9 protein-coding genes are annotated in these 13235 nt (G+C 65.4%); 1 reads left to right on the top strand and 8 read right to left on the bottom strand.

Features of this window, described 5'->3' with window-relative positions:
• Positions 1-834 carry an urease accessory protein UreD gene (locus tag R9B85_RS24145; protein ID WP_112253904.1) on the bottom strand — a complete coding sequence of 278 codons (834 nt, stop codon included), beginning with the start codon at positions 832-834 and terminating at the stop codon, positions 1-3.
• Positions 835-1229: 395 nt separating this feature from the next.
• A complete protein-coding gene (locus tag R9B85_RS24140; protein WP_087500663.1) occupies positions 1230-2144 on the bottom strand; it encodes a site-specific integrase in 915 nt (304 codons plus the stop codon).
• 214 nt (positions 2145-2358) lie between these two features.
• Here R9B85_RS24140 and R9B85_RS24135 point away from each other — a divergent pair, with 214 nt between their 5' ends.
• Entirely contained in the window at positions 2359-3540 is a 1182-nt protein-coding gene (locus R9B85_RS24135; RefSeq protein ID WP_207879071.1) for an NnrS family protein, read from the top strand.
• Here R9B85_RS24135 and R9B85_RS24130 read toward each other — a convergent pair.
• From R9B85_RS24130 to R9B85_RS24105, 6 genes are all read right to left on the bottom strand, one after another.
• Positions 3537-5798 (bottom strand): ATP-dependent DNA helicase, encoded by a 2262-nt coding sequence (locus R9B85_RS24130; RefSeq protein WP_112253901.1) that lies wholly within the window; start codon positions 5796-5798, stop codon positions 3537-3539. The genes R9B85_RS24135 and R9B85_RS24130 overlap by 4 nt on opposite strands.
• Positions 5795-7444: a VRR-NUC domain-containing protein gene (locus R9B85_RS24125; RefSeq protein WP_423770655.1), complete on the bottom strand. Its 1650-nt coding sequence runs from the start codon at positions 7442-7444 to the stop codon at positions 5795-5797. The genes R9B85_RS24130 and R9B85_RS24125 overlap by 4 nt, the downstream gene beginning before the upstream one ends.
• A 228-nt stretch (positions 7445-7672) precedes the next feature.
• Complete coding sequence (locus R9B85_RS24120; RefSeq protein WP_423771078.1) at positions 7673-8980, bottom strand: MFS transporter; 1308 nt, start codon at positions 8978-8980, stop codon at positions 7673-7675.
• Positions 8981-9078: 98 nt separating this feature from the next.
• Entirely contained in the window at positions 9079-10296 is a 1218-nt protein-coding gene (locus R9B85_RS24115; protein WP_252378573.1) for a fumarylacetoacetate hydrolase family protein, read from the bottom strand.
• A gap of 20 nt (positions 10297-10316) precedes the next feature.
• A complete protein-coding gene (locus R9B85_RS24110) occupies positions 10317-11375 on the bottom strand; it encodes an Ldh family oxidoreductase (protein ID WP_207879075.1) in 1059 nt (352 codons plus the stop codon).
• A 34-nt stretch (positions 11376-11409) separates the two neighbouring features.
• Positions 11410-12951: a UxaA family hydrolase gene (locus R9B85_RS24105; protein WP_112253896.1), complete on the bottom strand. Its 1542-nt coding sequence runs from the start codon at positions 12949-12951 to the stop codon at positions 11410-11412.
• Between the last annotated feature and the right edge of the window lie 284 nt (positions 12952-13235).

Raw genomic sequence — 13235 nt, 5'->3', positions numbered from 1 at the left:
TCAGGTGGCCCAGATTCGCGGCGGGCAGGCCGGCAGGCCGAGGACGGCCGGGCGCAGCACATGCCACAGGCGTTGCAGGGTGCGTTGCAGGTGTTGGTTGTCATGGTCGAGCACGCGGATCACCAGCAACGACCCGAGCAGGGTCGCGCCGGCCGGGTTGGCCATCTCGTCGAACAGCGGGCGCACCCGCTCCAGCACGGCCTGGTCGGCTGGTGCCGCGCAGAAGGTGGCCAGCAGCGGGTGCCCGCCAAGCTTGTCCAGGCGCCCGCCTTCGATGCGCAGGCGCTCGTGCAGGCCCACTTCATCGGGCAGCTGGATATGCAGGCAGCTATCGACGGCACCGTGGTCGAAACGTTCGCCCATCACCGGACGCCCCAGGCAAAGGGTTTCCCAGGCCAGCAGGCGCGCGCCCGGTTCGAGGGTGAAACGGCTGTCGAGGCTGGCGCGGGCGCCGGAGAAGAAGATGCTGTCCTGCGGCAGCCACTCCAGGGTGCTGTCGGCGCCCAGATGAAAGCGCTGGGCCAGCCGCGCGGTCGGGCCGATGCTGCGGTAGAACTTGCTGGCGCCGGGCATGGTCAGCAGCGCGTGGCTGCCCGGTTCCAGCTGAATGTCCAGCTCCAGGCGGTCGCCGGCGACGATGCCGCCGGGTGGGTGCAGCACGTAGACATGGCACGGGGCACCTTCCGGATAGAACGGCCGCTGCACCAAAAGAGGTCCGAAATGCCGCCACGCACCAAGGCGGGTCACCTCGTCGCGCCTGACGAAGCGCAACTGCAGGTGAGCGCTCCAGCCTGCATCATCGTGTTGTTGTTCGATCTGCTCCGCGAGCGACATCCTGCGGCCCCTGAAATCCGTGGCCTGCTGGCCGTTTAGAGGGTCAGGCACGCACGGCTACGGCGCGTGCGGCCTGACCACTCGATCAAATTCGCAGGCTGGATATAGCAGGTTGCGGGCCAACTCCGCAGGTAAACGCAGATGAAACTTTTGCCACAGCCGCTCTGGCATCGGGCATACGGGGAGATGGCGCACAAGGCAGGGGCGTGCTTTGGCCCTGTTTCGGTGCCGGGCCATTTCAAGGAAAAAATTACCCGGTGCTGCGAGACCGCCTCTGTGGGAGCGGGTTTACCCGCGAAGAATCCAACTCAGTGCATGGCACGGGCTTCGCCCGTGTTCGCGGGTGAACCCGCTCCCACAGGGATGGAGCAAGTTTTCCATACAGCGGCAGAGCCTCAGTAATCGAAGCGGTCCACCGCACGCCGACGCTCGTTGTCATCGCGTCGGTCATAAATGGCCGTGGTCTGGATGTTCGCGTGATGCGCCAGCTTCTGTGCAATGGACAGGTCGTGCTCTTCGATAACCCGGGTGATGAACGCCCGACGGAAGTCGTGCGGCATGATCTTCACGCCCACCTGCGCGCCACGCTGGCGGGCGATGTAGTAAATGGCATGCTTGGTGATACGCGCCCGGGTGATATGGCTGCCACGGCGGATGCGGTTGAACAGGAACGGGTCGTCCTCGGCCCCTGCCGGCAAGTCCTGGCGGCGCAGGTCCAGCCAGGCCTGCAACTTCTCGAACGCCCATGGCGGGGCGTACTTGATCAGCTGACGGTTGCCCTTGCCCAGCACCTGCAGGCTGCGCGCCTCGAAGTCGACCTGGTCCAGGTCGATGTCCACCGATTCCGACTTGCGCATGCCGGTACCGTAAAGCAAGGCGATGATCGCCGCGTCACGCACACCCTGCGGCCGTGGATCGGCCGCACACACATCCATCAGCTCGCGAATCAGGCTGCGACGCAGGTTGCGCCCCGGCGGAAGCCGGCTGCCAGTGTCCGGCTTGACCTCGCGAATGCGCAGCAACTGCTCGTGATCGATCAGGCCCTGGCGCCAGGCTTCGTTCATCACACCGCGGATGGCGTTGACGTACAGCGACGAGCTGTTGGGGGCATAACCGTCAGCACGCAGCGCCGCCACCAGGGCGATCACATGGCCGGGCTCCAGCCGATGCCAGGGCACATCGACGATATTGCAGTCGACAAAACCCAGCCGGTCGGCAGCGTCCTGAAGGATGTAGCGCATGGTTTGCTGGCTGGATGGGGCCAGGCGGGCCATGTACTGCAGCAGCGGATTTTTCGAGAGGTCGGACAAAACGTGAATCCTGTAGCGAAGCGTTGGCCAGCGGTGAACGGGCCAAACCCTGAAGCAAGTCAATACGACAAACAAGCAGGTCAAAACAACAGCAGGATACGCATGTCATTCTGACCCGAAGAGGTGCCATCACCTTGATATGCAAGGGGTTTGAAGTTGGCACGGATCGTGATCTTACCCCAATTGAGCCTACTGAACGAACGAAGGTCCGCCCATGCTTGTGCAGCCGGTCGATTCACGCCCACGCCATGCCGTCTGGGGCCTGGGTTTCCGCCCATTCTTCCTGGGTGGCAGTTTGTTCGCGCTACTTGCCTTGCTGTTGTGGGCCGGCGTGCTGGCCGGAGCACTGCAGTCCACGCCCCCCGGCGGCATGCTTGCCTGGCACCGCCATGAGATGCTCTATGGCTTCGCTGTCGCCATCATCGCGGGTTTCCTGCTCACTGCAGTGCAGAACTGGAGCGGTATTCCAGGTTTGAGCGGGCGCGCGCTGCAGGGCTTGTTCCTGCTTTGGCTGCTGGGCCGGGCGAGTTGGTTCCTGCCGTTACCGGGCAGCTTGCTGGTAGTTGTCGAGGGCAGCTTCCTGCCACTGGTGGCACTGGCCCTGGCACGGCCGATCGTGCAGCGGCGCTTGCGTAACAACTACCCGATCGTCGGCCTGGTGCTGCTGATCGCCGCCTGCCAGTGGCTGACCTTGGTCGGTTGGCTGCGCCAGGACGAACTGTGGCAGCGCCGAGGGGTGTTTGCCGGGTTGTGGCTGGTGGTCGCGATGATGACCGTGCTTGGCGGGCGGGTGATCCCGTTCTTCACCCGGCGCGGCCTGGGCAACATGGCCCCGGCCCCTGCCCGCCCCTGGCTGGACCGGGCATGCCTGCTGCTGAGCGTGGCGGTACCGCTGGCCTTTGCCTCGGGCGCGGCCGATACGCCACGTATCGCCCTGGCCGTGCTGTTCGGCGCCTTGTTCGCCCTGCATACGGCCCGCCTGGCCTTGTGGCATGAACGTGGTTTGTGGCGGGTGCCCCTGCTGTGGTCGCTGCACCTGGCCTATGCCTGGATTGCCATTGCCTGCCTGGGCATGGCGTTGTGGCATGCCGGGGTGGCAGTAAGCCCGAGCCTGGTGACCCACGCCCTGACCGTGGGCGCCATGAGCGGCTTGATCCTGGCGATGATGGCACGGGTCAGCCTGGGCCACACCGGCAGGCCGCTGCACGTGCCGACCAGCATTGCCTGGGCCTTTGCCTTGATACAACTGGCGGCGCTGGCAAGGGTGGTGCTGCCGCTGTTCACGCCGCTGGGGGTGAGCCTTTCGGTCGTGTGCTGGAGCCTGGCGCTATTGCTGTTCCTGCGCCACTACCTGCCCATTTTGCTGCGGCCACGAGTTGACGGTATGCCGGGCTAGCCTCCCGGCGTCGGCCACCACCCAGGGAACATCTGCTGCACCCGGGGTTCGGCGAAGCGCTCGTCGATCAGAACCAGTACGCCACGGTCCTGGTCGCCCCGGATGACCCGGCCTGCCGCCTGGATGACCTTGCGCACGCCCGGGTAGAGATAGGCGTAATCGAACCCCGCACCAAACTGCCGCCCCAGGCGCTGCTTGAACTGCTCGTTGACCGGGTTGACCTGGGGTAGCCCGAGGGTGGCGACAAACGCGCCGATCAGCCGCGTGCCCGGCAAGTCCACCCCCTCCCCGAATGCACCGCCCAGCACCGCAAAGCCCACCCCGCGGCCATCCGCCACAAAACGGTCGAGAAAGCCCTGACGAGCTGCTTCGTCCATGCCCGGCTCCTGGGCCCACATGGGTATCTGTGCATGCCGTTCGGCCAGCAGCGCGGCCACCTGTTGCAGGTACTCGAAACTGCTGAAGAACGCCAGGTAGTTGCCCGGCATGCGCTCGTACTGCCGGGCAATCAGCTCGACGATCGGCGCCAGCGAAGCCTGGCGTTGCTGGTAACGGGTGGATACCTGGCTGGCGATGCGCACTTCCAGCTGTTCGGCGCGGAACGGCGCAGCCACTTCCAGCCAGGCGGTATCGGCCGGCATGCCCAGCAGGTCGCTGTAGAAATGCCGTGGGCTCAGGGTAGCGGAAAACAGCGTCACGCTGCGCGCCGCCTGCATGCGCGGGCCCAACAGCCGCGCCGGGGTGACATTGCGCAGGCACAGGGTGGCCAGCCGCCGCTTGCGCGGGCCCTGGCGTTGGCTGATGTCGAACAGGAAGTGCTCGTCGAACAGCTCGGCAACCCGGCTGAACTGCAACGCCTGGTAGAAGAACTGCAGCACCTGCGGGTCCACTTGCGCAGGCGCCTGGTTCATCTGCTCCTGAATCAGCCCGATGCATTGCTGCAAGGCACGCAGCAAAGCGTCTGGCAGCGACTCGCTGGCCTGGTACGGCGCACGCTGCTCCTTGTAGAGGGCGTTCCACTGCCGGTTCAGCCGGTCCAGCGCACCGGTCAGCCCGTGCGGTTTGCTCTGGCGCAGGGCCAGCAGCTGGCCCTGGTCGAGGCTGGCGCTGTACATGCCGCGGCCGCGCTCGACCAGGTTGTGCGCCTCGTCCACCAGCACCGCGACCCGCCACTGGTTGGCCTGGGTCAGGCCGAACAACAAGGCATGGGCATCGAAGTAGTAGTTGTAGTCCGCCACCAGCACATCTACCCAGCGCGCCATTTCCTGGCCCAGGTAATACGGGCACACCTGGTGCGCCAGGGCCACTTCGCGCAGCTGGGCGCGGTCGAGCAGCGGCAACGCTGCCGCCGCCGCGCGCGCGGCCGGCAGGCGATCGTAGAAGCCTGCGGCCAAGGGGCAGGACTCGCCATGGCAGGCCTTGTCGGGGTGCTCGCAGGCTTTGTCGCGGGCGATCAGTTCCAGCGTGCGCAAGGCCGGCTGCGGCGTGGCGCCGGTGATCTGGCGCATGGCATCCAGGGCCAAGGCCCGGCCCGGGGTCTTGGCCGTGAGAAAGAACAGCTTGTCCAGTTGCTGCGGCACCATGGCCTTGAGCAGGGGGAACAACGTACCGAGGGTCTTGCCAATTCCGGTACTGGCCTGCGCCATCAGGCAACGGCCGGTGCTCGCCGCCTTGTACAGGGTTTCTGCCAGTTGTCGCTGGCCTTGGCGGAACACCGGATAAGGGAAGCCCAGGGCTTGCAGGCCCTGGTTACGCTCGGCCAGGCGCTGCTCCTGCCCCTGTGCCCAAGCCAGAAAGCGTTGGCACTGGGTTTCGAAGAAGGCTTGCAGTTCGGCAGCCGTGCAGTGTTCACTGATCAGCGTCTGGCCATCGCTGTCGACGTCAAGATAAACCAGCGCCACCTCGATGGCCGGCAGTTGCCTTGCCTGGCACATCAACCAGCCATAGACCTTGGCCTGCGCCCAGTGCAGCTGGCGATGGTTGGCCGGCTGGCGCGACAGGTCGCCACGGTGGGTCTTGATCTCTTCCAGGCGGTTGCAGGCGGGGTCGTAACCGTCGGCGCGGCCACGCACCTTCAGGGTTTGGAACTGGCCTTCGAGGGCAATTTCCGACTCATAGCCCGCACCGCGTCGCGCCACCACCCGCCGATGCCCTTCGATCCCCTCCTGGGCGGTGGGTGATGGGGTGAAGCGCAGGTCCAGGTCACCGACCTTGGCGCTGAATTCGCACAAGGCGCGTACCGCCACGCTGTAGCTCACGGCGTTTCGCTCCAGCGCACATGGCACACCGCGACAGGCAAGCCGTGGGCGCGGCAAAACTCCAGCCAGCGCAACTGGTTGTCCTGCAGGCGGTCGCCTGGGCCCTTGACCTCGACCATGCGGTAGCGCCCCTGCTCGGGCCAGAACTGGATCAGGTCGGGCATGCCGGCGCGGTTGTTGCGAATGTCCTGCAGCAGGCGCAGGAAGCACTGTTTCAAATGGGCCGCCGGCAGGCAGGCCAGGGCTTGCTCAAGCAATTGCTCACTGAGCGTGGACCAGAACACGAACGGCGACTGCAGGCCTTGCTTGGCGGCGTAGCAGTCGAGAATCGCCCGGTGATGGCTGCCATCTTCGAGCCGCCCCAGGCAAAGCTCGAACAGAGCACTGCGGCGTTGCAGGAAGTCGCCGTCGTGCAGGTCCTGTGGGGCGGCCTGGAACGGGTTGAAGAACGCGCCAGGCACCGGGGCGAAGATCGCCTCCCAGCACAGCAGGCCGAACAGGCTGTTGAACAGCGTGTTCTCCACGTAATGCACATGTCCACCGGCTTCGGCCAGGTGCTGGCATACCGCCTCCTCCACACCCAGCGCTGCCAGTTCCCGGGGCAGCTCCAGCTCGATCAGTTCCAGGGGCGCGACACGCTGGCGCCGCTGTGGCGGGCCACCGAGTTTGCGGGCCAGGCGCGGCAACATACGTTCCAGCGCCTGCACTTCCAGGGCATTGGCCGGTGCCGCCGCCAGTTGCAGCGCCAGCGCATGGGCCTGGGGCCACTGCTCGCTGCGCTCCAGCACCCGCACCTGGCGGATGCGCGCCTGGGCATGGCTGCACTGCCTGTATACGGCCATGGCCTGCGCCCAGTCGCCCAGGCGTTCGCATTGCTGGCCCAGGGCGAATTGCAGGCGCGCATGGCGCCGGGCCAGCCACGGGTTGTCGCTGTGCAGGCCCTGCATGGCTGCCAGGATCGACAGCGGGTCGTCACCCTGCTCCAGGCGCTCGGCGCACTGGTGCAAGGCCATGGCCAGGTCGACTTCGGCACGTTGCTGCAAGGCACGCGAGTCGGTGCTGAACGGCACCTGTTCGTAGCGCAACAGGCCGAGGTCGGCGAGAACGAAGTCCGACCAGGATTGATACAGGTTGCCGAAGAACAGTAGGCGCATGCGGTCGCACAAGGGTTGCAGGCACCACTGGAGGATGCGCATGCCGCTGTCCGGGAACCACTCGGCCAATGACCGGGCTTGCAGGCCCAGGGGTTGCAGTTGTGCAAGCAGGTCATGCTTGGCGGCGCGGGGCCGGCTCAGCTGTGGGGCAAAACAGCGGGCAAGTTCGTCCTTGCGCAGCAGGGCAAACAATTGTTCCAGCGCCAGTTGCGCGGGTTCCCGCACCCAGCCGAGGGCCAGCAGCGGCTGCAGGGCCTGCCCGGTATCGCCGATTTCGGCATAATCGAGGCGGTCGCTGCGAAACAGCTCGCCCTTGCGCATGACCATGCGCACCATCAGGGCCTGTGCCGGGGCGTCCAGTTGGCCGAAGGTGCGGATGAAAGCGAGTTCCTGCTCGTCGAGCAGGTCTTCGTAGCGCTGTTCGACCCACAGCAGCACCTGGCGGAAATTGTGCAGGTAGTAGAACGGGTCGTCGACGGAATGGGCGATCACTGTGTGGGGTCAGGCGGCTGGAATGAATACTGGTTATACATACAGACCAGCATGCCTGGCAAGTGCCGTGGGTCAGCTCAACGATCGGCTATCGGCTTGGGGGCTGCTTTGCAGCCCAATCGCGACGCAAGGCCGCTCCCACAAGGTATTGCAGTGCTGCTGAAACCCGCGCGAGACCTGTGGGAGCGGCCTTGCGTCGCGATTGGGGCGCAAAGCGCCCCCCAGAATTCACACCTGTTCCGTCGCGGCAACCATCTCCGCCGCCTTGACCTTGGCACTGCCAATCGGCGCCTGCAACAGCAGGAAGTAGGCCACCGCCGAACACAGCGCCACCACCGCGCTGATCATGAACGCCGTGGTGAAGGATCCCGAATACTGGATGCTGAAGCCGGTGACGATCGGCGCCACCGAGCCGGCGATGTAGCCGCCGAAGTTCTGGATCGAGCCAAACGAGGCCACGCGCTGGCTGTCGACGATGGTGTTGACGATCATCCAGGCAGTGGCACTGGCCATGTTGATGCTGAACAGCGCCAGGCACAGCAGGATGACGCAACCGGTCAGGCCGGTGACGAACGACAGCGGCAGGGTGAACAGCGCCGCCAGCACCAGGCCGGTGATGACGCTGAACTTGCGGCTGGCCAGCACGCTCATGCCGCGCTTGACCAGCAAATCGCAGAAGCGCCCGGCGACGATCGTGCCCGCGGCACCAAAGCCATAGGCCAGCGACACCACCCAGGCGGTCTTGTACAGGTCCAGGCCATGCTCGCGCTCGAAGTACCCAGGCAGCCAGGTCAGGTGCAGCCAGAGCATGTAGATCACGCCCATGAAGCCCAGCACCGCCCCCCAGGTACTACGGTGCTTGAACAGGTCAAGCCAGCCGGCGAAGTACGAGGCCTTCGGCGCTTGTGCAGCGGCTGCCGGCACCTGCTGCCCGCTCGGCAACGGCTTGCCTTCGGCAGCCAGCTCCGCCAGGTAGCGTGCCTTGCTTTTGTAGAAGGTCAGCCAGCACAGCGCCAGCACCACACCGATCACACCGGTGATGATGAACATGCCGCGCCAGCCAAAGTTGACCATGAACAGCGTCAGCAAGGGTGGCGCCAGGCACGGGCCGAGGCAGGTCGAGGACCAGACCACGCCGGTCGGGGTGCCGCGTTCGTTGGCATCGAACCACTCCGACAGGGCCTTGGCCGCCGACGGAAACATCGGCGCCTCGCCAATCCCCAGCAGCACCCGCAGGCCCATGAAGCCGGCAAAGCTGTTGACCATGCCGAACGCTGCCTGGGCTACCGACCAGCCCAGCAGCGAGGCACCGAGGGCGATCTTGCTGCCCAGGCGGTCGATGATCATGCCCATCGGCAGCTGGGCGAAGGCATAGGCAATGGAAAACGCCGACAACAGGATGCCCATCTGCGACGGGCTGATCATCATGTCTTTCTGGATCGAGGTGTTGGCGATCGACAGTGCACTACGGTCCAGGTAGTTGACGATGCCGATCAGTAGCAGGAACACGACGGTGATGCGTTGGTACTTCTTCATAGGGTTCATGTGATGACCTTTATTATTATTGTTGCCGCGCTGTCAGCGCCGTGGCGATCCTTCGTTCAAGCTGCGCCCTCCCTGACGCAGCGCGCCGCTCAGGGCAGGCGCGCGGTGGTTGCAACGTCCAGCAGGCCGCGCCGGCCGAGGCTGTCGATCAGTGCACGCAGGCCAAAGTGCCACTGCGGCGCCAGGTCGCTGGTGGTCACGCGGTTGCACAGGGTACCCAGTTGAGGGTTGCTGATGCTCACTACATCGCCCGGCTTGTGGGTGAAGCCGTTGCCCGGTTGGTCGCGGTCCTGTTTGGGGGCGAACAAGGTACCGAGGAACAGCACCAGGCCGTCGGGGTACTGATGGTTCTCGTTGAGGGTTTGCTGCACCAGGTCCTGCGGGTCGCGGCTGATCTGGCGCATGGAACTGCTGCCGGCGAGGATGAAGCCGTCTTCACCCACCACCTGCAACTCCACCTCGGCGGCGCGCACATCGTCCAGGCCGAAGCTTTCGTCGAACAGGCGCAGCAACGGGCCGAGCGCGGTGGAGGCATTGTTGTCCTTGGCTTTGGACAGCAGCAAGGCGCTACGGCCTTCGAAGTCGCGCAGGTTGACATCGTTGCCGAGCATCGCGCCCTTGATGCAACCATCGCTCGACACCGCCAGCACCACTTCAGGCTCGGGGTTGTTCCAGCTCGACTTGGGGTGGATGCCGATTTCGGCGCCGTGGCCGACCGCCGACAGCGGCTGGGCCTTGGTGAACACCTCGGCGTCCGGGCCAATCCCCACTTCCAGGTACTGCGACCAAAGGCCCTGCTCCACCAGCACCTTGCGCAGCGCTTCGGCCTGGGCCGAGCCCGGCACGATCTGTGACAGGTCGGCACCGATGCGGCTGGCCAGGGTGTCACGGATGGCATCGGCCTTGGCCGGGTCGCCCTTGGCCTGCTCTTCCACCACGCGCTCCAGCAGGCTGGTGGCGAAGGTCACCCCAGCGGCCTTCACCGCCTGCAGGTCGATGGGAGCCAGCAGCCATGGCTGGTGCGGGTTGCGCAGGGCCGGGTCGCTGTTGCCCAGCAAGGCTGGCAGCCCGATCAGCGGCTCGGCCAGCGGCAGGCTGCGCAGGTAGGCCACCGGGTCGGCCACTTCCAGCAGGGCCGAGACGGTGGCTACATGGGCGCTGATATCGTGCACGGCGCCAGATCTCACCAGCACTACCGCAGGGCCCTGCTCCGGCAGCCACACCCGCCCTACCCAACTGCCGCTGTCGAACGCGCTGGCATCGTGTTTCAGAGGCAGCGGTCGCTTGCCGTTCGCTCGATCAGTCATCTGTGTACCCTTACTGTCATTCATTGGGAAAGTGCCGGCAGTTGCAGCTGCCCGGCCAGGCGGTCAAGGTCGGCCACCAGCTGTGACGAAAGGCTTGCGCCCTGCTCCAGGGCTTGGCGGCGCAAGGCAAGGCCAGCCTGCCCAGGCAGGCGCACTGGGCGCTCGGGGTCCAGCGGCCGGCTGGCCAGTATCAGTCGGCCGAGGAAGCTGGTTTCGTCGGTGAACGCTTGCAGGCCGCCGAAGAATTGCGGGTCGATAACCACGGCGGTGGCCGAGGCCCCCCACTGGTCTGGCGCATCCTTGCGGCCATGGCCGGCCAGCCCCGAGGTCAAGGCTTCGACCAGCAGCGCCAGGGCGAAACCTTTGTGGCCAAAGGCCTGGCCACCCAAAGGCAGGATGCTGCCTTGCGGGCTGGTGAAGAAGTCGCGCGGGTCGTCGCTCAGTTGCCCGTCATTGCTTACCAGCACCGAATGCGGCAGACGGCTACCGGCGTCGCGACACTGGCCGACCAGGCCGAGGGTGACGGTGGACATGCTGACGTCCAGCAGAATCGGCTCGCCTTGGGTCGGGATACCCGCGGCGATCGGGTTGGGGGTATACACCGGATCGACGCCGCCATGGGCGCAGACCAGCCCTACCGACGGGTCCGAGGAATACAGCATGGCCACCAGGCCCTGGTCGGTGTAAGGCTTGAGGTAGGCTGCCAGGCAGCCGATATGCGCGGCGCGGCGTACCACGGCGATGCCGATACCCTGCGAAGTGGCGCCCTTTGCCGCGCAGTCCAGGGCACGGCTGACGCAGTACGGCCCCAACACGTAGTGGCCATCGAACAGGCTGGAAATGCCACTGTCCGACACCTGCTCCAGTACCTGCGCACGGGCCTTGACCTGCCCGCCGAGCATGCCGTCGATGTAGCGGCTGACCAAATTCAGGCCATGGGTGCGATGGCCCAGCAACTCGCCTTCGAGGAGCACCCGGGTCACTACCTGGGCGACTTCGGTATCGGCACCGGCCTTTTCGAACAGCCGCTCGACGAAGGTATTGAGCGCTTGCACGTTGTAATGTGTGGCTTGAGTCATTGCGGTTGCCTCGGAAATGGCACAGGGCTGGCGATCAGGTCACGGCGCCGATCTGCCAGGGCACGAATTCGTTCTGCCCGTAGCCGTGCAGTTCGCTCTTGCTGCGCTCACCGGAAGCGATGCGCAGCATCTGTTCGAAGATGAACGCGCCGCGCTCCTCGATGCTGGTGGAACCATCGGCGATGCCGCCGCAATTGACGTCCATGTCTTCTTCCTGGTGCTCGAACACCCGGTTGTTGGTGGCCAGCTTGATCGATGGCGCCGGGGCACAGCCGTAGGCCGAGCCACGGCCGGTGGTGAAGGCGATCAGGTTGGCCCCGCCCGCCACCTGGCCGGTGGCCGAAACCGGGTCGTAGCCGGGGGTATCCATGAACACCAGGCCCTGGGCGCGCACCGCTTCTGCGTACTGGTACACATCGACCAGGTTGCTGGAGCCGGCCTTGGCCACAGCGCCGAGGGACTTTTCCAGGATGGTGGTCAGGCCCCCGGCCTTGTTGCCGGCCGAGGGGTTGTTGTTCAGCTCGGCGTTCATGCGCTGGCAGTAGTCTTCCCACCAGCGGATGCGGGCCACCAGTTTTTCGCCGACCTCGCGGCTGACCGCACGGCGGGTCAGCAAATGCTCGGCACCGTAGATTTCCGGGGTCTCGGAGAGAATCGCGGTGCCACCGGCGGCCACCAGGCGGTCGACGGCATTGCCCAACGCCGGGTTGGCGGTTATGCCGGAATAACCATCGGAACCGCCACATTGCAGGCCTACCACCAGGTGCCGCGCGCTGACCGGCTGGCGCTGCACCTGGTTGGCCTCGGCCAGCAGTGCCTTGACCTGCTCGATGCCGGCGGCGATGGTTTTGCAGGTGCCGCCGATACCCTGGATGGTAAAGGTGCGCAGCTGGGCGCTGGCCTGCAGGCCCTGGGTTTCCAGCAGGCTTTCGATCTGGTTGGTTTCGCAACCCAGGCCGATGATCAGCACGGCAGCGAAATTGGGGTGTACGGCGTACCCGGCAAGGGTACGACGCAACAGGCCCAGGGCTTCACCGCTGGGGTCCACCGCACAGCCGGCGCCGTGGGTCAGCGCCACCACGCCGTCGATGTTCGGGTAGTCGGCCAGCACTTCAGGGTGGATATCGCGACGAAAATGGTCGGCCACGGCCCGGGCCACGGTCGCCGAGCAGTTCACCGAGGTCAGGATGCCGATGTAATTGCGGGTGGCGACCCGGCCATCGGCGCGCACTATGCCCTGGAACTGCGCCTCGCTGCCGGGCTGGTTGCGGGTGTCGACACCGAAGGCGTAGTCACGGGCGAAATCGCCCATCTGCACGTTATGCACATGTACATGCTCGCCGGCGTCGATGGCCTGCGAGGCAAACCCGATGATCTGCCCGTAGCGACGCAGAGGCTGGCCCTGCTCGACACGTTCGGTAGCGAGCTTGTGGCCTGAGGGGATCGGCTGGCGCACAATAATCGCCTCGGCGTCCAGGCGCAGGCCTTGCGGCAGGGCCTGGCGAGCGATCAGCACGTTGTCCAGCGGGTTGAGGCGGATGACGGCAAGGTCACCGGACTTGGCAATCAGTTGCATGGGACCTCTCAGGGCGGTGCGGCTGGCTTCTTGTTATGGCTGCGACCACTGTAAGAAGCCTTGGGCAACATTCCCAATGAGATGATCCGATCGAACGATAACCCTGAGTTATCAGAAGATGGTCTCAGAGCATGTTTATCAATCACGTTTGAAGACAATCTTGGACCGCTGCACGATCCTTGTAGGAGCGGCCTTGTGTCGCGAAAGGGCTGCGAAGCAGCCCCGGCAATTCGTGCTTCTGCGCTGAAACCCTGGGGCTGCTTCGCAGCCCTTTCGCGACACAA

The organism is Pseudomonas sp. NLJ1, assembly GCF_049486705.1.
In the GTDB taxonomy this organism is placed as follows: Bacteria; Pseudomonadota; Gammaproteobacteria; order Pseudomonadales; family Pseudomonadaceae; genus Aquipseudomonas; species Aquipseudomonas inefficax.
Note: the sequence above shows the minus strand (reverse complement) of the source record. Positions and strands in the feature narration are given on the sequence as shown.